Source organism: Nocardiopsis ansamitocini, assembly GCF_030268225.1.
Classification (GTDB): Bacteria; Actinomycetota; Actinomycetes; order Streptosporangiales; family Streptosporangiaceae; genus Nocardiopsis_D; species Nocardiopsis_D ansamitocini.
Window position 1 is genome coordinate 752977 of record NZ_BSQG01000001.1, and the last position, 18098, is coordinate 771074.

At 67.2% G+C, this 18098-nt stretch carries 17 protein-coding genes; 8 read left to right on the forward strand and 9 right to left on the reverse strand.

Features of this window, described 5'->3' with window-relative positions:
* Positions 1-285 precede the first annotated feature (285 nt).
* The gene (gene ppdK / locus QSJ59_RS03435; RefSeq protein WP_285757201.1) at positions 286-2961 is read right to left on the reverse strand and encodes a pyruvate, phosphate dikinase; all 2676 of its coding nucleotides are present in this window, start codon (positions 2959-2961) and stop codon (positions 286-288) included.
* Positions 2962-3362: 401 nt separating this feature from the next.
* Here ppdK and trhA point away from each other — a divergent pair, with 401 nt between their 5' ends.
* On the forward strand, positions 3363-4127 hold the full coding sequence (gene trhA / locus QSJ59_RS03440) for a PAQR family membrane homeostasis protein TrhA (RefSeq protein ID WP_285757202.1): 765 nt from the start codon (positions 3363-3365) through the stop codon (positions 4125-4127).
* A gap of 266 nt (positions 4128-4393) precedes the next feature.
* Here trhA and QSJ59_RS03445 read toward each other — a convergent pair whose 3' ends face one another.
* Both QSJ59_RS03445 and QSJ59_RS03450 read right to left on the reverse strand, forming a co-directional pair.
* On the reverse strand, positions 4394-5782 hold the full coding sequence (locus QSJ59_RS03445) for a glycine--tRNA ligase (RefSeq protein WP_285757204.1): 1389 nt from the start codon (positions 5780-5782) through the stop codon (positions 4394-4396).
* Positions 5783-5969: 187 nt separating this feature from the next.
* Positions 5970-6266, reverse strand: a complete 297-nt coding sequence (locus QSJ59_RS03450; protein ID WP_285757205.1) for an antibiotic biosynthesis monooxygenase family protein — start codon at positions 6264-6266, stop codon at positions 5970-5972.
* Positions 6267-6375: 109 nt separating this feature from the next.
* Here QSJ59_RS03450 and QSJ59_RS03455 point away from each other — a divergent pair, with 109 nt between their 5' ends.
* The 6 genes from QSJ59_RS03455 (at position 6376) to QSJ59_RS03480 (ending at position 10447) form a co-directional block, all read left to right on the forward strand.
* Entirely contained in the window at positions 6376-7167 is a 792-nt protein-coding gene (locus QSJ59_RS03455) for a copper homeostasis protein CutC (RefSeq protein ID WP_285757206.1), read from the forward strand.
* A gap of 42 nt (positions 7168-7209) precedes the next feature.
* Entirely contained in the window at positions 7210-7578 is a 369-nt protein-coding gene (locus QSJ59_RS03460; protein ID WP_285757207.1) for a DUF6703 family protein, read from the forward strand.
* 30 nt (positions 7579-7608) lie between these two features.
* The gene (locus QSJ59_RS03465; RefSeq protein ID WP_285757208.1) at positions 7609-8445 is read left to right on the forward strand and encodes a metal ABC transporter ATP-binding protein; all 837 of its coding nucleotides are present in this window, start codon (positions 7609-7611) and stop codon (positions 8443-8445) included.
* Positions 8438-9331 carry a metal ABC transporter permease gene (locus QSJ59_RS03470; protein WP_432707412.1) on the forward strand — a complete coding sequence of 298 codons (894 nt, stop codon included), beginning with the start codon at positions 8438-8440 and terminating at the stop codon, positions 9329-9331. The genes QSJ59_RS03465 and QSJ59_RS03470 overlap by 8 nt, the downstream gene beginning before the upstream one ends.
* The gene (locus QSJ59_RS03475) at positions 9328-9717 is read left to right on the forward strand and encodes a Fur family transcriptional regulator (RefSeq protein ID WP_285757209.1); all 390 of its coding nucleotides are present in this window, start codon (positions 9328-9330) and stop codon (positions 9715-9717) included. Before QSJ59_RS03470 ends, QSJ59_RS03475 begins: the two co-directional genes overlap by 4 nt.
* 226 nt (positions 9718-9943) lie before the next feature.
* The gene (locus tag QSJ59_RS03480; protein WP_285757210.1) at positions 9944-10447 is read left to right on the forward strand and encodes a beta-class carbonic anhydrase; all 504 of its coding nucleotides are present in this window, start codon (positions 9944-9946) and stop codon (positions 10445-10447) included.
* A gap of 37 nt (positions 10448-10484) precedes the next feature.
* On the opposite strand, the gene QSJ59_RS03485 is transcribed toward QSJ59_RS03480, so the two are convergent.
* From QSJ59_RS03485 to recO, 4 genes are all read right to left on the reverse strand, one after another.
* On the reverse strand, positions 10485-11276 hold the full coding sequence (locus QSJ59_RS03485; RefSeq protein ID WP_285757211.1) for an SGNH/GDSL hydrolase family protein: 792 nt from the start codon (positions 11274-11276) through the stop codon (positions 10485-10487).
* A gap of 81 nt (positions 11277-11357) precedes the next feature.
* Positions 11358-12140: an SGNH/GDSL hydrolase family protein gene (locus QSJ59_RS03490; protein ID WP_285757212.1), complete on the reverse strand. Its 783-nt coding sequence runs from the start codon at positions 12138-12140 to the stop codon at positions 11358-11360.
* The gene (locus QSJ59_RS03495; RefSeq protein ID WP_285757213.1) at positions 12140-12991 is read right to left on the reverse strand and encodes an isoprenyl transferase; all 852 of its coding nucleotides are present in this window, start codon (positions 12989-12991) and stop codon (positions 12140-12142) included. Before QSJ59_RS03495 ends, QSJ59_RS03490 begins: the two co-directional genes overlap by 1 nt.
* A complete protein-coding gene (gene recO, locus QSJ59_RS03500) occupies positions 12988-13719 on the reverse strand; it encodes a DNA repair protein RecO (RefSeq protein WP_285757214.1) in 732 nt (243 codons plus the stop codon). Before recO ends, QSJ59_RS03495 begins: the two co-directional genes overlap by 4 nt.
* A gap of 159 nt (positions 13720-13878) precedes the next feature.
* Between recO and QSJ59_RS03505 the strand changes: the two genes are divergently transcribed.
* Positions 13879-14778, forward strand: coding sequence for a CAP domain-containing protein (locus tag QSJ59_RS03505; protein ID WP_285757215.1), 900 nt, complete (start codon positions 13879-13881; stop codon positions 14776-14778).
* Positions 14779-14878: 100 nt separating this feature from the next.
* Here the strand turns inward: QSJ59_RS03505 and leuA are convergent, their stop codons facing one another.
* Positions 14879-16585 carry a 2-isopropylmalate synthase gene (leuA, locus tag QSJ59_RS03510; RefSeq protein WP_285757216.1) on the reverse strand — a complete coding sequence of 569 codons (1707 nt, stop codon included), beginning with the start codon at positions 16583-16585 and terminating at the stop codon, positions 14879-14881.
* A gap of 226 nt (positions 16586-16811) precedes the next feature.
* Positions 16812-17960: an allantoicase gene (gene alc / locus QSJ59_RS03515; protein WP_285757217.1), complete on the reverse strand. Its 1149-nt coding sequence runs from the start codon at positions 17958-17960 to the stop codon at positions 16812-16814.
* Positions 17961-18098 lie beyond the last annotated feature (138 nt).

Consider the following 18098-nt stretch of genomic DNA (forward strand, 5'->3'; position numbering starts at 1 on the left):
CGACCTCCTCAACGATCGACAACGGACCCTGTCTGCGCGAAACGATAGCGACCTCCGGAGGCGCAGCGCATAAGGAGCACCGGAGCCGGCACGGTCCTCGGGAAACGGAACCGGGGCGCACTCGGACGGGTCTGCTGTTTTTCGCTCCTCGATTGCCAATACTACGAGAAGGTCACAACGAGATAACCCGTTTGTCCTGTATTGACTGCCACAGTCGGGCGGCGGACCCGGTGGTGCACCGGGTCCGCCGAAATCGTCGCCCGGGCGGGCTCGGCCGACGCCGTGTCAGCGTCTGGCCGCGCGCCCCGACTCCAGGCGGGCCACGGGCACCCGGAACGGAGAACAGGACACGTAGTCCAGACCGGCTTGGTGAAAGAAGTGCACCGAGGCCGGGTCGCCACCGTGCTCACCGCAGACGCCGAGCTTGATACCGGGGCGTGCCTCCCGCCCCTCCTGGACCGCCAGCGTGATCAGCCGTCCGACTCCGTCGACGTCCAACGATTCGAACGGAGAGACCCCGAATACGCCCTTCTCCAGGTAGTTGGAGAAGAACGACGCTTCGACGTCGTCGCGGGAGAACCCCCAGACCGTCTGGGTGAGGTCATTGGTACCGAAGGAGAAGAAGGCGGCGCTCTCGGCGATCTGCCCGGCGGTCAATGCGGCGCGCGGCAGTTCGATCATGGTGCCGACCGGGAAATCCAGCTCGACTCCGGCTTCCTCTCCGACCTCCCGCATCACCTTGATCGACTCGTCTCGGACGATCTCCAGCTCCTGGACGGTCCCCACCAGCGGGATCATGATCTCGGGTCGCGGCCGCCCTCCCTCCCTGATGCGCTCGGCCGCGGCCTGGGCGATCGCGCGGACCTGCATGGTGAACAGTCCGGGCACGACCAGGCCCAGACGCACGCCGCGCAGGCCGAGCATCGGGTTCTGCTCGTGGAGGCGGTGAACCGCCTGGAGCATGCGCAGGTCGCCCTCGTGCTCTTCCCCGCGGGCCTCGGCGACGGCCACACGTACCGACAGTTCGGTGATGTCGGGGAGGAACTCGTGCAGGGGCGGGTCGAGCAGGCGTACGGTGACGGGCAGTCCGTCCATTGCTGCGAAGATGCCGACGAAGTCCTCGCGCTGCATCGGCAGCAGGGTTGCCAGCGCCTCCTCCCGCTCCTTGTCGGTATCGGCCAGGATGAGCCGCTCCACAAGCGCCCGGCGATCGCCCAGGAACATGTGCTCGGTGCGGCACAGTCCGATGCCCTGCGCGCCCATCCGGCGGGCGCGCGCGGCGTCCTCGGGGGTGTCGGCGTTGGCGCGCACGTTCATCCGACGAGCGGCGTCGGAGTACTGCATGAACCGGTGCACCGCGCGCACGAGGTCGTCGGCCTGGTCCGAAGCGGGGTCGATCTCGCCGTCGAAGTAGCGCACGACCGGTGAGGAGACGACCGGGACCTCGCCGAGGAAGACAGCGCCGCTGGTGCCGTCGATCGAGATGACGTCGCCCTCTTCGATGACCTCTCCCCCGGGGGCGACCAGGCGGCGGTTCTTGGTGTCGATGTCGAGTTCCTCGGCACCGCAGACACAGGTTTTTCCCATGCCGCGGGCGACGACGGCGGCATGGGAGGTCTTGCCGCCACGGCTGGTGAGGATGCCTTGGGCGGCGATCATCCCCTCCAGGTCGTCGGGGTTGGTCTCGCGGCGGCACAGGATGACGTCCTCGCCGCTGCGCGACCACTTGATCGCGGTGTAGGAGTCGAAGACGGCCCGGCCGACGGCCGCCCCCGGGGAGGCGTTCATCCCGTGGCCCAGCCGGTGGCGTTTGGCCGCGTAATCGAACCGGGGGAACATCAACTGGGCGAGTTGGTCGCCGGTCACCCGGGAGACGGCCTCGTCCAGGGTGATGAGGCCCTGGTCGATGAGCTGGTTGGCGATGCGGAAGGCCGCGGCGGCGGTGCGCTTGCCGACGCGGGTCTGCAGCATCCACAGCTTGCCGCGCTCGATGGTGAATTCGATGTCGCACAGATCGCGGTAGTGCGTCTCCAGCGTCTCCATGATGTCCATGAGTGCGGCGTAGGAAGCGGGGTCGATCCGTTCGAGGTCTCCCAGGGGGACCGTGTTGCGGATCCCGGCCACCACGTCCTCGCCCTGGGCGTTTTGCAGGTAGTCGCCGTAGACGCCCTGCTGACCGGAGGCGGGGTCGCGGGTGAAGGCCACACCGGTCCCCGAGCTCATACCGAGGTTGCCGAAGACCATGGAGCAGATGTTGACCGCGGTCCCCAGGTCGGTGGGGATGCGCTCCTGGCGGCGGTAGAGGATGGCGCGCGGCGCGTTCCAGGAGTCGAAGACCGCCCGGATGGCCTGCTTCATCTGCTCACGGGGATCGGCCGGGAACTCCTTGCCGGTCGCGTCGCGCACGATTTTCTTGAAGGTCTGCACGAGTGCCTTGAAGTCGCCGGCGTCGAGGTCGAGGTCGTCGCTGACGCCCTTGTGCTGTTTGGCCTCCTCGATGGCGTCCTCGAAGAGCTCGCCGTCGATGTCCTGGACGGTCTTGCCGAACATCTGGATCAGGCGGCGGTAGGAGTCCCAGGCGAACCGGGCTTCGCCGGCCTGCGCTGCCAGCCCCTCGACCGACTCGTCGTTGAGGCCGATGTTGAGGACGGTCTCCATCATGCCGGGCATGGAGAACTTCGCCCCCGAACGCACGCTCACCAACAGCGGGTCGTCGGTCTGGCCGAGCCGCTTGCCCATCGCGGCTTCCAGCGCAGCGAGCTTCTCGTCGATCTGGGCGTCGAGGCCCTGGGGCAGGGCCTGGTGTTTCAGGTAGTGCCGACACGCTTCGGTGGTGATGGTGAATCCCGGGGGCACGGGCAGCCCGAGGTTGGTCATCTCCGCCAGGTTGGCGCCTTTGCCGCCGAGCAGGTCCTTGAGGTCCTTGTTGCCCTCGGTGAAGTCGAAGACGTACTTGGGCACGGGTGGCTCCTTTTCACGGCCGCTTGACCTCGAACTGGCGCGACTCTACCCGAGCGTGCAGAGCAACACAGCTAACCACGGCGCAATTTAAGCGTTTTTGCAGGTCAGCGACATTAATTTGGACTAGACCAATGGTCCAGTGATTTTCGTGCCCGGACAGCCGCCACGGGCACTCCGACAGCCCCGAGGACTTCAATAACCGCTGCTCGAATGGGATAAAGATTTTTCGGCCGCCCCACCCTCGGCAGCATTGGTCCAATACGGCACCCCGAACATCGGAATGTGCCGAGCGCCACATCCCTACCTTCAAGTAACCTACGGTTGCGTAGGTAGAGTTTCACCAGAGAGCCGGGCATTCCGGCTCATCCACCGGTCGCCGTCGGCGGCCGCCATACAGCGAAATGACGGAGACGAACGTGTCAGTGGAGCAGGCCAACGAGGAGCGGCGCCCACACGGACGCAGCGACTCCGACGCAAGCACGGGAGACCCCGTCGCCAAGGCAGGCTCGGCCGCAGCCGACTTCCTGGAAGCGGTCAAACCCCGACTGCGCGGCTGGCTGCACCTGGGCACCGCACCCCTTGCCCTGGCGGCAGGAGTCGTCCTGGTCTCGCTGGCCCCCACTGGGTTGTCCCGGTTGGCCAGCGCCATCTACGCGATCAGCTCAGTACTGCTGTTCAGCACATCGGCGATCTACCACGTGGGCCGATGGTCCAACCGGGCCGTAGCGGTACTGCGGCGAATGGACCACGCCAACATCTATCTGATCATCGCGGGAACCTACACGCCGTTCGTGCTTCTGGTGCTCGGCGGCGGGCTGCGCACCGCGATGATGACCGTGATCTGGGGCGGCGCCACGGCTGGCGTGCTGTTCAAAATGTTCTGGCTGAACGCCCCGCGCTGGCTGTCCACCGCCCTCTACCTGGCCATCGGCTGGGTCGCGGTGCTGTTCATCCCGCAACTGGTGGGTGGCACCCACCCCGCGACCTGGATCCTGATCCTGGTCGGCGGCGTCCTCTACAGCCTTGGAGCGGTCGTCTACGGACTCAAATGGCCCAACCCGGCGCCGCGCTGGTTCGGCTTCCACGAGATCTTCCATTCACTGACGATCGCGGCCTTCGTCTGCCACTACATCGCGGTGTCCTTCGTGGTCTACACGGTGGGCTGACGTCATCTGCACGGAACGTCACCATCGAGCTGACCGCTTCGCGGCATTAGTCACGATTGACTTACGAGGTCGGACTCAACGGACAAAACACCGAACGAATGAGTGCTATCTCACTAGGTTGGTGCCTGGTCGGACCGTTCACCGGACCGGCCACGCGAGGCGGCCGGAGCACCTCATTCCCCCCGGAGCCGGCCGCCTCCACACCGAACACGACGGGCCGCGAAGCAGTTGCTTCGCGGCCCGTTTCGCGGTCTCCGACCGATGCCTCAGCAGCCGGGCAGGCGCTCCCAGAGGTAACGCTCGACCTGGTCCAGGGCGACGCGCTCCTGGCTCATGGTGTCGCGCTCGCGAACGGTCACGGCGTCGTCCTCAAGGGTGTCGAAGTCGACCGTGACGCAGAACGGGGTGCCGATCTCGTCCTGGCGGCGGTAGCGGCGCCCGATCGCGCCGGCATCGTCGAATTCCACGTTCCACCGCTTGCGCAACGCGGCCGAGAGGTCGCGGGCCTTGGGCGAGAGGTCGGTGTTGCGCGACAGCGGCAGCACCGCCGCCTTGACCGGCGACAACCGCGGGTCCAACCGCATGACGGCGCGCTTCTCCAGCTTGCCCTTGGCGTTGGGGGCCTCGTCCTCGGAGTAGGCGTCGAGCATGAACGTGAGCAGCGCGCGGTCCACACCTGCGGCCGGCTCGATCACGTAGGGGATGTAGCGCTCCTTGCTCTCCTGGTCGAAGAACGAGAGATCGGTGCCCGACTTCTCGGAGTGCGTCTTCAGGTCGTAGTCGGTGCGGTTGGCGATTCCCTCCAGTTCTCCCCACTCGCTGCCGATGAAGTTGAACCGGTACTCGATGTCCACGGTCCGCTTGGAGTAGTGCGACAACTTCTCCTGCGGGTGCTCGAAGAGCCGCAGGTTGTCCTTGTTGATGCCCAGGTCCGTGTACCACTGGAACCGGGTGTCGATCCAGTACTGGTGCCATTCCTCGTCGGAGCCGGGCTTGACGAAGTACTCCATCTCCATCTGCTCGAACTCACGCGTGCGGAAGATGAAGTTCCCGGGCGTGATCTCGTTGCGGAAGGACTTGCCGACCTGGCCGATCCCGAACGGGATCTTGCGCCGTGCGGACTGCTCGACGTTCTTGTAGTTGATGAAGATGCCCTGCGCGGTCTCGGGGCGCAGGAAGGCCAGGCCGCTCTCGTCCTGGATCGGGCCCAGGTAGGTGCGCAGCAGGCCGTTGAACATCCTCGGCTCGGTGAAGGAGCTCTTGGCACCGCAGTTGGGGCAGTTGAGGTCGGCGAGGCCGCCCGCGGGCTCCTTGCCGTGCTTCTCCTGATAGGCCTCGACGAGGTGGTCGGCCCGGAAACGCTTGTGGCAGGACTGGCACTCGGTCAGCGGGTCCACGAAGGCGGTGATGTGGCCGGACGCCTCCCAGACCTCACGCGCCAGGATGACGCTGGAGTCGAGGCCCACGATGTCGTCGCGCTCCTGGACCATCGAACGCCACCACTGGCGCTTGACGTTGTTCTTCAGCTCCACGCCCAGCGGGCCGTAGTCCCAAGAGGCGCGCAGACCCCCGTAGATCTCACTGGACGGGTAGACCAGACCCCGGCGTTTGGCGAGATTGACCAGGGTGTCCATTGCCTCTGACTTGGCGGCCATGGTTGATTGACTCTCCATCCGGCTGGCGGTCGGCGGATCGCGTAGAAGGCGCGATGCTCGATTGAAAAGGGTGAGCGCCAAGCCTATTGGACCTGTCGGCGTTGACGTGCCCGAACGGGAATACGTCCGGGTCCGCCTCTCGCGCTCCTCTTCGACGGTACGCCCGGTTGCGGCGACGTGAAAGCAATTAACCGTCGGCGGGTCTGCGCGACACCACTTCGAACGCGCTCGCCTCGTCGTGGGCGGTCGACAGGAGCGGAACCGCGGCGATCTTGACATCGAAGTTCGAGAGAGCCCTGCGGTAGAAGCCGGGCCCTTCCCACTCGGTGACGACGGTCCACAGCTCCGGCTCGTCGACGGCACGCGCCATCGAGCCCGACTGATAACCGGGTCGCCTGGCGAGCGCATCCAGCGCCGCGGCGGCACGCGCCACGAAGTCGTCTGCGTCCTCGGGGGCAACGGTGTGTCTGGTGATGACGATCACGCCCCCATCGTGGCACGGACCGGTGGCGTCCGAGCCGGTCTACCGCCAAAATCTTCAGTGGTCTATACCGGTACGAACCACTTTTCCTTCCATTCGAGGAGTCCCGCCCATGTCATTGCGCTTCGAGGTCTGCACGGAGAGTGTGGCCGGCACCGTCATCGCCGGACAGGCCGGAGCCGACCGGGTCGAGCTGTGCTCGGCACTGGTGGCGGGCGGGTTGACCCCGACGCTGGGGACGGTGCGTGCGGCACTGGCTGCAGCTCCCGACCTCGGCGTACTGCCGATCATCCGCCCCAGGGGCGGGGACTTCATCTACGACGACCACGAGGTCGCGGCGATGGAGCAGGACATCCTGGAGTTCCGCCGAGAGGGGGTCCATGGCGTGGTGATCGGCGCCCTGACCCCCGAGGGCGAGATCGATGTCCCGGTCACCGCACGCCTGCTGGACGCGGCCGGCCCGTTGACCGTCACCTTTCACCGGGCCTTCGACATGACCGTTGACCCCCGTGGCGGCCTGGAGACACTGATCGAACTGGGCGTGGAGCGGGTGCTCACCTCCGGGCAGGAGGCGACCGCGCTGGAGGGCGTCGAACTGCTGGCCGAACTGATCGGGCAGGCCGCGGGCAGGATCGTCGTCATGCCCGGCAGCGGGGTGAACGAGGACAACGCGGCAACGATCATCGCTCGCAGCAAGGCCGAGGAGTTGCACTTCTCCGGGATGGACACCACCCCGGGCCCGGCAGTTTTTCGCAACCCGCGCGTAGCCATGGGCGGCGGCGCAACACCCTCGGAGTACGAACGCCGGATGAACTCCCCCGAACGCATCAGGCGCATCATGGCAGCGGCCGGAAACCAGGCGACCGTGATGGACGGCCAAAAGCGCCGCCGTACGCTTGAGTAGGCTTTACCGACCGTTTAGCGCCGAACCCCCTGGAGGAGTCGGGTGTCCCCCAAACGCGAGAAGCCCGATCGGGAAGGACCGTCCGAACGGCCGTTGCCGCCCGGAACGACGCTTTACACCCCCGGCGCCTCACCGCTGCGCCGCGCGATCGAGAAGCGCAGCGCCGTGCCGCTCCTGGTCCTGCACAACGCACCCAGGTGGGTACTGCCCGTGGCGATGGTCGGGGTGTTCTTCTCCGGGCTGATGCTGGCCGGAGTCGCCGGTGCACTGCTCTTGGGGCTCATCGCGGCGTTCTTCGCGTGGCTCACCTTCCTCGGCTGGCCGCGGCTCCAACGCTCGGAGCGAGCGATGCGCTGCATCGTGGCGGCGACACTGCTCGGTCTGGGCATACTACAAAGCGGTCTATTTTGACAACCGTTTTCGTTTTCTTAGACTGGTGAAGTGTCTACAGACGCTCTACCCGCCCAGAACCTCGCCGCTGTGAGCGGCTTCGAGCGCTCCCCCGCCTTCACGGTGCGCGACGCCGTCGTCGAGTACGACCGCGTTCCCGTGTTGCGCGGGGTCTCTTTGACGATCGACGCGGGTGAGACCGTCGCCATCGTCGGCGCCAACGGGTCGGGCAAGTCCACCCTGCTGCGCGCGATGCTGGGCTTGGTGAACCTCGGCTCGGGTTCGATCGAGGTACACGGGCGCCCGCTCCGGCGCTTCCGGGATTGGGCCAGGGTCGGCTACGTCCCCCAGCGCCTCTCCGCCGGGGGCGGGGTGCCCGCCACCGTGCGCGAGGTCGTCTCCTCCGGGCAGGTCGCCCGGAGGCGCCGATTCCGTCTGCCCACCGCCGCCGACCGCGCGGCCGTCAACCGGGCGTTGGCCTCCGTGGGACTGACCGAGCGCGCGGGGGACTCGGTTCACGAACTCTCCGGCGGCCAACAGCAGCGGGTGCTCATCGCACGCGCCCTGGCAGCCGAGCCCGACACCTTCGTCATGGACGAACCGATGGCCGGAGTGGACGCCACCAACCAGGAGGCACTGGCCACCACCATCGGACAGCTGTCCGCGCGCGGGGCGACCGTCGTGGTGGTCCTGCACGAGCTGGGCCCGCTGGCCTCCCTCATCGACCGCGCCGTCACGCTGGACGACGGCGAGATCGCCCATGACGGCTTTCCCCTCAGCCCTCAGGGCGACTGCGCCCGCCCCGGCCATGACCACGTCCACCCGCACGCCGACGCCGGGCGCAGCGCCCCGGCCGTCCCGGTCCTTGAGGTCCCCCGCCGTGATTGAGCTCTTCACCATCGATTTCATGATCCGCGCGTTGATCTCGGCCGCGCTGGTCGGCCTGGTCGCACCGGCGATCGGCACCTTCATGGTGCAGCGCAAACTGGCCCTGCTCGGCGACGGGATCGGACATGTCGCGCTGACGGGGGTCGCGCTGGGCATCCTGACCGGGACCTCCGAAGTACTGACCGCGTTGATCGTCTCCTCAGCGGGAGCGATCCTGATCGAACTGGTGCGTGTGCGCGCCCGCACCAGTGGCGACGTCGCACTGGCACTGCTGTTCTACGGCGGGATCGCCGGAGGCGTTCTCCTCATCGGACTGGCGCCGGGTTCCAACGTCGGCAACCTGACCAGTTTCCTGTTCGGCTCCGTGGTCACCGTCAGCGAGCAGGACGTGTACGTGATGGTCGGGTTGGCCGTACTCGTACTCGGTTTGATGGCCTACTTCGGCCGTGAACTGTTCGTGCTCTGCCAGGACGAGGAGGTGGCGCGCACCCACGGTCTGCCGGTGCGGTTCCTGAGCATGGTGATCGCGGTGACGGCAGCCCTGACCGTGGTCATCTCGATGCGGGTGGTGGGCGTGCTGCTGGTGAGCGCCTTGATGGTGGTGCCGGTGGCCGCCGCTCAGCAGCTGACCAGGAGTTTCCGGGTGACCATGGGGCTGGCCATGGTGATCGGCGTCCTCTCGGCAGTGGGCGGACTGTCCACCGCCTACTACACCGACACCGCCCCCGGGGCCTCCATCGTGCTGATCGCGCTCGCCGTGTTCGGCGTCGCCATCGGCGTGGGGCAGATGCTGCGTGTCCGGCGCGGCAGGCACGGCCGCGATGCGCGGCCGACCGTGTCCGTGGGTACGATTTCCCGGACAGAAGCGGGGAGTGTACCGACATGAGCACACGTCGCGAGACCGTGCGGCAGGCACTGAACGACAGCATCGGCTTTCGCAGTGCCCAGGACCTGTACGCGGCACTACGAGCCGAAGGATCGAAGATCGGCCTCACGACCGTCTACCGGGCGCTCCAGGCGCTCAGTGACGCGGGCGAGGTCGATGTGCTGCGTACCGACGACGGGGAGGCGGTCTACCGCGCCTGTCTGACCGACGAGCACCACCACCACCTGGTCTGCCGTTCCTGCGGCAAGGCCGTGGAGATCGAGGGACCCGCTGTGGAGGACTGGGCCGAGGGCCTGGCCGCCAAACACGGGTTCGTGGACCTGACCCACACCGTCGAGGTGTTTGGCACCTGCACGGAGTGCGCACGGGCCGGGGTCCACGCCTAGGGGCTGGGCCCTCGCCATCCGAACAGCCGCAGACGGCCCCTCCGCACGATCCGCGGAGGGGCCGTCTCACGTCTCCCCTCCATCAAGCTGGGAACGTAGCGCAGGCCCCGCCCCTCGATATCCCTACCTGTTTCGTCGGTTAATGGTTAGACTCAGCCCACGAATGAACACTCTCCGGATTCATTCGACTACCACCAGCCATGTGACAAGGAAATGGGGTGTCGTCATGAGCGTGACCGACGAACTACTCGCCAACGCGGCAGACTACGCGCAGAACTTCGACTTGGGAGACCTCGCCCTGCCCCCGGCAAAGAAACTCGCCGTCGTGGCCTGCATGGACGCGCGGCTCAATCCTTACGCACTTCTCGGACTGGCCGAGGGCGACGCCCATATCATCCGCAACGCGGGCGGAGTCATCACCGCCGACGAACGACGCAGCCTCGCGATCAGCCAGCGACTGTTGGGGACGGAGGAGATCATCCTGATCCAGCACACCGCATGCGGGATGCTGACCTTCACCGACGACGACTTCAAACGGGAGATCGAGCAGGAGACCGGAATCAAACCCGACTGGGCCGCCGAGGCGTTCACCGACGTGGAGGCCAATGTCCTGCAGTCGATCAGGCGAATCGAGGCCGACCCGTCGATCCCGCGCAAGGACTCCATCCGCGGTTTCGTCTACGAGGTCGAGTCCGGCAAACTCCGCGAGGTCGTCGCCCGGCCGAACTGAATCCGACCGGCCCGCGCCCCTCGGGCGCCGGCTCCGGTTATCCGGGGCGCTGACCGAGACGCTCCAGGTTGGGCCGTTTGGGACCCAAGCCGTCACCGGAGGAACGTCCGGTCAGCCGGCGGTGGATCCAGGGCACCAGGAACTCCCGCGCCCAGTGCAGGTCATCCTGGCGGGCCGCACGCCAGTGCATCGGCTCGGCGCCGGGCCACGGCTCGTTCCAGTCCTCCCCCGCCTCGGCCCCCACCGCCGCACACACCTTGAGTGCGAGCCTGCGGTGCCCCTCGGTCGACAGATGCAGGCGATCCCAGTCCCACGCCTGACGGTCCTGGAAGATCTTCATGCTCCACAGGTCGACGACCTGGCAGCCATGGGCATCGGCGATACCGCGCAGGTGCATGTTGTAGGTCGCGATGCGTCCGCGCAGGTGACGCATGACCGGCTGGAACCCGATGTCGAAACCCGTGAAGATGATGACGTCGGCACCGGTGGCACGCAGTTGCCCAATACCGTCCTCGAAGATTTCTGCGAGCACGTCGGGATCCGCACCCGGCCGGATCAGGTCGTTGCCGCCAGCGCAGATCGTCACCAGGTCCGGAGCGAGCTCGACGGCGCGCGGAAGCTGATCGGCCAGAATCTGGCGCAACAGCTTGCCGCGCACCGCGAGATTGGCGTAGCGCACTTCCCGCCCCTGGTCGGCGAGATGCTCGGCGAACCGGTCCGCCCACCCGCGGAAACCACCGTCGGGATGGGGGTCGCTGAGACCCTCGGTGAAACTGTCACCGAGGGCGACATAGGAAACGATGTCATGCCCGTTGTGAAAACCGCTCATGGTAGACGATGATGCACCGACCGTCCATGGTTACGCGACAGTAGGTTTTGGGTTCGCGGCCCATTGTGATGCAGAGCTCACCTACCCTCCGGGCAGGAACTTCTCCAGGTCGGGACGCTTGGCGTCGAGCGTGTCGCCCGAGGATCGTCCGGTCAGGCGGCGCCCCACCCACGGCACCAGGAACTCCCGCGCCCAGCGGGCGTCCGCCCGACGCGCGACCCTCCACTCCACGGGCTGCACCTCGGGCAACGGTTCGTCCCAACACCGCTCTGTGGGCACCCCCACGACTTCCGCGACCCGCAGCGCCAGGCGACGATGCCCTTCGGACGACATGTGCAATCGGTCGGTGTCCCAGACCGACGCGGCGGAGAGAACCGGCATGGACCACTGGTCGACCAGGTGACAGTCGTGGCGGTCGGCGATCGAACGGATGTTGAGGTAGTACCGGGCGAACCGTCCGACCAACCCCGACATATAGCCGCGTGACACGTTCACCCCGGTGAACAGAACCACTTCGGCTCCCGCCTCCCGAAGCCGGCGCACCCCCTCCTCCAGGACCGCGGCCAGGAGATCGGGGTTGCCGCTGGGGCGCAGCAGATCGTTGCCTCCTGCACTGAAGGACACCAGAGTTGGACGTAGCCCGACCGCGGCCGGCAGCTGATCGCGCATGACCTGGCGCAGCAGCTTGCCGCGCACCGCGAGATTGGCGTAGCGCACTTCCCGCCCCTGGTCGGCGAGATGTCCGGCGAACCGGTCCGCCCACCCGCGCGCGGTGCCATCGGGGTACCAGTCCCCCACGCCTTCGGTGAAACTGTCGCCGATCGCAACATAGTCGACCGGGGCGGCGGGTTCCAGCGGGCGCATCAGACCCCCTTCTCGGGGGCCGCCCCGGAGGCCGCGGGCTCCACCGGGTTGGGTATCGCACCGCCGTAGCGGCGATCCCGGCTGGCATAGATCTCACAGGCGTGCCAGAAGTGACGGCGGTCGAAGTCGGGCCAGAGCGTGTCGAGGAAGACGAACTCCGAGTAGGCCGACTGCCAGAGCAGGAAGTTGGAGAAACGCTGTTCGCCCGAGGAGCGCACGAAAAGGTCGACGTCAGGGATGTCGGTTTTATACAGGTACTTGGCGAGGGTCGCTTCGTTGACCTTGTCCGGATTGAGTTTTCCTGCTGCGGCGTCGCGGGCGATCGCGGCCGCGGCGTCGGCGATCTCGGCCCTGCCCCCGTAGTTCACACAGAACTGCAGGGTGAGCGCGGTGTTGTCGCGGGTCAGCTCCTCTGCATCCTCGAGTTCGCTGATGACGCTCTTCCAAAGCCGTCCACGCCGTCCCGACCAGCGCACCCGGACTCCGCGCGCGTGCAACTCGTCACGACGGCTGCGGATGACATGGCGGTTGAAGCCCATCAGGAAGCGCACCTCCTCGGGCGAACGCTTCCAGTTCTCGGTGGAGAAGGCGTAGGCGGACAGGTAGGAGACACCCAGTTCCAGGGCCCCCTCTATGACGTCGAACAGGGAACTCTCACCGGCTTTGTGCCCTTCCGTTCGGGGCAGGCCCCGCTCCTTGGCCCAGCGGCCGTTGCCGTCCATGACGATGGCCACGTGCTTGGGCACCAGCTCCTTGGGCAACTCCGGCGGCTGAACGCCACTGGGATGCGGCACCGGCGCGACGAACTGTCGCGGGGCCTGCTTGGACGAGAAGGCGTTGTACAGGCTCACGTACGCTCCACAAGGCGCAAAGATCGGATTCCGTTCTCCAGGTGCCACTGGAGATAGGCGGCCACCAGGCCGCTGCACTCACTGCGGTTGCGGTCGGCACTCGCGTCAGCGGCCGCCCAGTCGCCGCGCAGCAGCGCCAGCATCAGCGCGATCGAGTCGGGCGAGGGGGTGGCGGACCCCGCGGGCCGGCAGAGCGAACACACCATTCCCCCAGCATGCACCGCGAAGTTGCGGTGCCCCCCTTGCGAACCGCAACGGGCACATTCTTCCAGTGCCGGTGCGTAGCCGGCCACGGCGAGCGAGCGCAAGAGGTAGGCGTCCAGTACCAGCCGCGGATCGTGCTCGCCTTCGGCGAGCGTGCGCAGGCCGCCCAGCAGCAGCAGGAACTGCCGTAGCGAGGGATCCTTCTCCACGACCACGATCTTCTCCGCGGTCTCCAGCATCGCGGTGCCCGCTGTGTAGCGGGCGTAGTCGACGACCAGCAGACCGCCGTAGGCGTGCAGGCTGTCCGCCTGGGTGACGACGTCCAGGGTCCGCCCGACATGCAGCTGGAGATCGACGTGGCTGAAGGGCTCCAGCCTGGCGCCGAAGCGCGACTTGGTGCGCCGGACACCCTTGCCGACCGCGCGGACCAACCCGGTACGCCGGGTCAGCAGGGTCACGATGCGGTCGGCCTCGCCCAGTTTCTGGGTGCGAAGGACTATGCCCTCGTCGCGGTAGAGGCTCACCCGCCCATTCTCGCCGATGCCACGGCCACTCGACGCAAACGGCCTCCCATCAGCCTCTCCACAAGGGCAAACTCTCCCGAGATAACACTTTTACCGCGATTTGGTCTAGCATCACCCGCCAACGGGACATTCGACTTCAACGAAACGGGGTTTCGACGGATGCCGCGAGACGATCACCATCGCCGAAGATCCCGGTCGGGCCGACGGCGCAACAGCGGTCGCCCCCGCCGCAGGAGCGGTGCTGTCAAGCCCTGGCGCGGCCCACTGATCGGGGCGCTGCTGGCGGTTCCGGTGGGCACGGGGCTGGCCGCCGCGCTGGTACTCAGCTCGATGTCGCCCGAGAGGTCCGACCCTCTCGCGCAGGCTCCCGGCTCGGCGATGCTGCCCGATGACAGCGCGGTCGCACCGACGGACTTCTTCGCCCAGTCGGGCACCCGCCCCTCCGGCCCTCCCACCGCACGCCCCAGCAGGGACACCTCCGCCGACCAGGTGGCCGGCGTCGAGGTCGAGGCCAGTGCACAACCCGAGAGCCCCGAATCCGACGGGGACGAAGGTTCCAACGGCGGAGGCGGTTCGGGCTCGGGCGGCAACAGCGGAGGCGGCGGTGGAAACTCCGGTGGCGGCTCCGGCGGGGGCGGTGGCGGGGGGAACTCCGGCGGCGACACTCCGCGGGGCGGGGACACCGGCAGCATGAACACGCTGAGCTCCCAGGTGTTCGACATCGTGAACTCCGAGCGCTCCAACGCCGGGTGCTCAGCGGTCCGTGTGGACAACCGCCTGGTCTCGGCCGCCCAGCTGCACAGCGAGGACATGGACCGCCACGACTACATGTCGCACACCGGCCGGAACGGCAGCTCCCCTGGTGACCGCGCCAGCGCGCAGGGCTACGACTCCTGGTCCGGCGAGAACGTGGCCAAGGGCCAGCGCAGCGCCGAACAGGTGATGGACGCCTGGATGAACAGCCCGGGGCACCGGGCCAACATCCTCAATTGCGACAACAAGGCGTTGGGGGTCGGCGAGGCGAACGGGGCCTGGACGCAGCTCTTCGGTCGCGAGTAGCCGAGGGCCCTCGCCCTCACCCGTCAAGACGACAGGTAGTACGAAGGCCGGCGGGCCGGGAGTGTCCTCCCGACCCGCCGGCCTTCGCCGTTGTTCCCGGTCAGTGATGCGCGCGGTTGACCGCGCTGCACACTGCCTTCAGCGAAGCAGTGGTGATGCTGCTGTTGATGCCCACTCCCCAGAACGTCTGACCGTCCACCTCCGCCTCGACGTAGGCGGCAGCACGCGCGTCCCCGCCTGCGCTCATGGCGTGCTCGCTGTAGTCCACGACCCGGACCTGCACCCCTACGGCGGACAGAGCGTCCACGAAGGCCGAAATGGGACCGTTTCCGGTTCCGGACACCTCACGGATCTCCCCGCGGACCTTGACGTCGGCGCTGATGCGGTATTCGCCGTCGGTCGCGGTCTGCGAACGGTGCGCCACGACGCCCAGGGGGCCGTTGTCGGCCAGGTAGGTGTCGGAGAAGATCTCCCAGATCCGTGCGCCGTTGAATTCACCGCCTTCGACGTCGGTGAACTCCTGGACGACCCGGGAGAACTCGATCTGCAGCCGACGCGGCAGGTCGACGGCGTGGTCGCGCTGGAGGATGTAGGAGACACCGCCCTTGCCGGACTGGCTGTTGACCCGGATGACGGCCTCGTAGTTGCGGCCGACCTCCTTGGGGTCGATGGGCAGGTAGGGCACCTTCCACGGGTACTCGGCGACGGGGACTCCCGCCGCCGCCGCGTCTTTCTCCAGCGCGACCAGTCCCTTCTTGATCGCGTCCTGGTGCGAGCCGGAGAAAGCGGTGTAGACCAGGTCCCCGCCGTAGGGGTGGCGAGGGGCGACGGGCAGCTGGGTGCAGTGCTCGACGATCCGGCGGATCTCGTCGATGTCGGAGAAGTCGATCTGGGGGTCGACCCCCTGGCTGTACAGGTTCATGCCGAGCGTGACCAGGCAGACGTTGCCGGTACGCTCACCGTGCCCGAACAGGCAGCCCTCCACCCGGTCCGCGCCGGCCATGACTGCCAGCTCGGCCGATGCCACCCCCGTGCCGCGGTCGTTGTGGGGGTGCACCGAGACGCATACGTACTCGCGCCGGGACAGGGTGCGGCTCATCCATTCGATCTGGTCGGCATAGACGTTGGGTGTGGCGCGCTCGACCGTCGCCGGCAGGTTCAGGATGATCTCGCGGCCCGGACCCGGCTGGTAGACGTCCATGACCGCTTCGCAGACCTCGACCACGAAGTCCAGTTCGGTGTCGATGAAGATCTCGGGCGAGTACTCGTAGCCGAAGTACTCGGTGTCGCCCAGATACTGCTCGGCGAACTTCAGGACGTGACGAGTGCCCTCGACCGCGATGCCCTTGCACTGGTCGCGGTCCACATTGAACACCACGCGCCGAAATTCCGGGGCGGTGGCGTTGTACAGGTGCACGGTGGCGCGCTTCGCACCGACCAGGCTCTGCACGGTCCGCTCGATCAGTTCCTCGCGGGCCTGCGTCAGAACGGAGATCTGCACGTCGTCGGGGATGCGGTCGCCCTCGATCAGCGAGCGCACGAAATCGAAGTCGGTCTGGCTGGCCGCCGGGAAGCCGACCTCGATCTCCTTGTACCCCATGCGCACCAGCAGGTCGAAGATCTCGTGCTTGCGTTGGCCGTCCATCGGCTCGATCAGGGCCTGGTTGCCGTCGCGCAGATCGGTGGAGAGCCAGCGCGGGGCCTGGGTGATGGTGGCGTCGGGCCAGGTGCGATCGGGCAGATTCACCGGCGGGAAAGGCTGGTAGCGCTGGAAGGGCATACCACTGTTTTGCTGCTGCGGCACCATGAAAAGCTCCTCAAGAAGTCTCGCGGAAAAGGCCGACAAAAGACAGGTCGAAGCCCCGCGGCGAGGGAGCCGGCCTATCGGCCCCCGCCGCGGCCGCTAAGAAGGAGCAGCTCGCGCAGCATAACGGCACTCACGTTAGCAGATCCGTGGTGCCGCACAGGGCGGGCCCCCGCCGCTCGCCTCCACCGTGGGTTTCTCGATCGGGCAGGGCCTGAACGGCCCCGGGTCAGCCGAGGAGCGCCACCACCTCGACGGGCAGGTCGGCCAGGGTGGCAGCGGGCCGGATCGCGCGGAGCCGCTCGATCGTGTCCTCGGTGGCGCCCATACCCGTCAGCGCCACGAGCAATTGCGCGTCGGGCAGGGTGTTGAACCAGCGCAGCCACAACGCGTCGGCTCCCTCGGTGGACAACTGCCCGATCGCGTGGAACCGGGCGAGCCCTCCATCGGGGTAGACGTCCAGGCGCAGTCGGGTGGCAGGGGGAGCATCGTGGACCGCGAACCGGTGACGTGTGTCCGGGCTCAGGTCGGTGCGCTCCAGGAGGGTGAACCAGGAACCAGGGTCGGCCGGGTCGGCACTGGTCTCGTCGACCCCGGTGACCTTCGCGGCGCCGGGTGCGTTGAAGAGGAAGTAGCTGGTGTCCAGCTCCAAGAGCTGGACCCGTCCCGAACCGGCAAGCGCGAATTCCACGAAGTCGTTGCCGCCGTCGCGGCGGCGTGCGTTCTCCCAGCCGTCCGCCATGGCTTTGGCCAGCCCCGGCGAGATGAGCTGGTTGGGCGAGCCGTAGAACTGGTTGCTGCACGCGGTGACCAGTCCGCCGTTCTCCAGTGAAGCGAGGTCGAGCCCTCCGGTGACCAGGAGGCGCGGATCGGTGACCGCCTCGCCGTGCACCCTGAAACGGGCGATCCCCCCGTCGGGGTACATGCTCAAACGAACGTGGGTGTAGCGCCGGGGGTCGTCGACGGTGAAGGGGGTGGCGGCGTGCCCCTCCACGAAAGCCCTGGGGACGATCGTGGCCCATTGCGCCGTGTTGAGCTGTTCGGGTGTCGGATAACCGTCGAATCCGGCCGCCTCCACCGAGATCTCGGGCGGATAGTTGCCCCGGAAGAAAGCGGTGTCCACGATCACGCCGTGCACGACACCGGGGACCCCCAGCCGCACGATCGCCCAGTCGTGGCCGGGTGTTCTGCGGCGCCGGGTCTCCCACCCGTCATAGACCTTGCCCTTGTGTCCGAACTCGGTGGGATCGTGTACCGCCGGAGCGGGTTTGATGAGGTTCTCACGCTCGGCAAAGGACTCGTCGTTGGCGTAGACGACGGCACCTCCGAGGGCTCGACCAGCAAGGTCGGGGTAACGGAGGAACTCCCGGTCACTCACGAATCCATCATCTCCTCGCCGAGGGCGGCGGTGGAACGGGCACGGTCGCGGAAAAAGCGCTGGCCCCTCCCATGTGACCAGGTGGCCGGCCAGCGAGCGGAACAGGGACGCTCCGCACTCACCGATCGCCCCCATCGT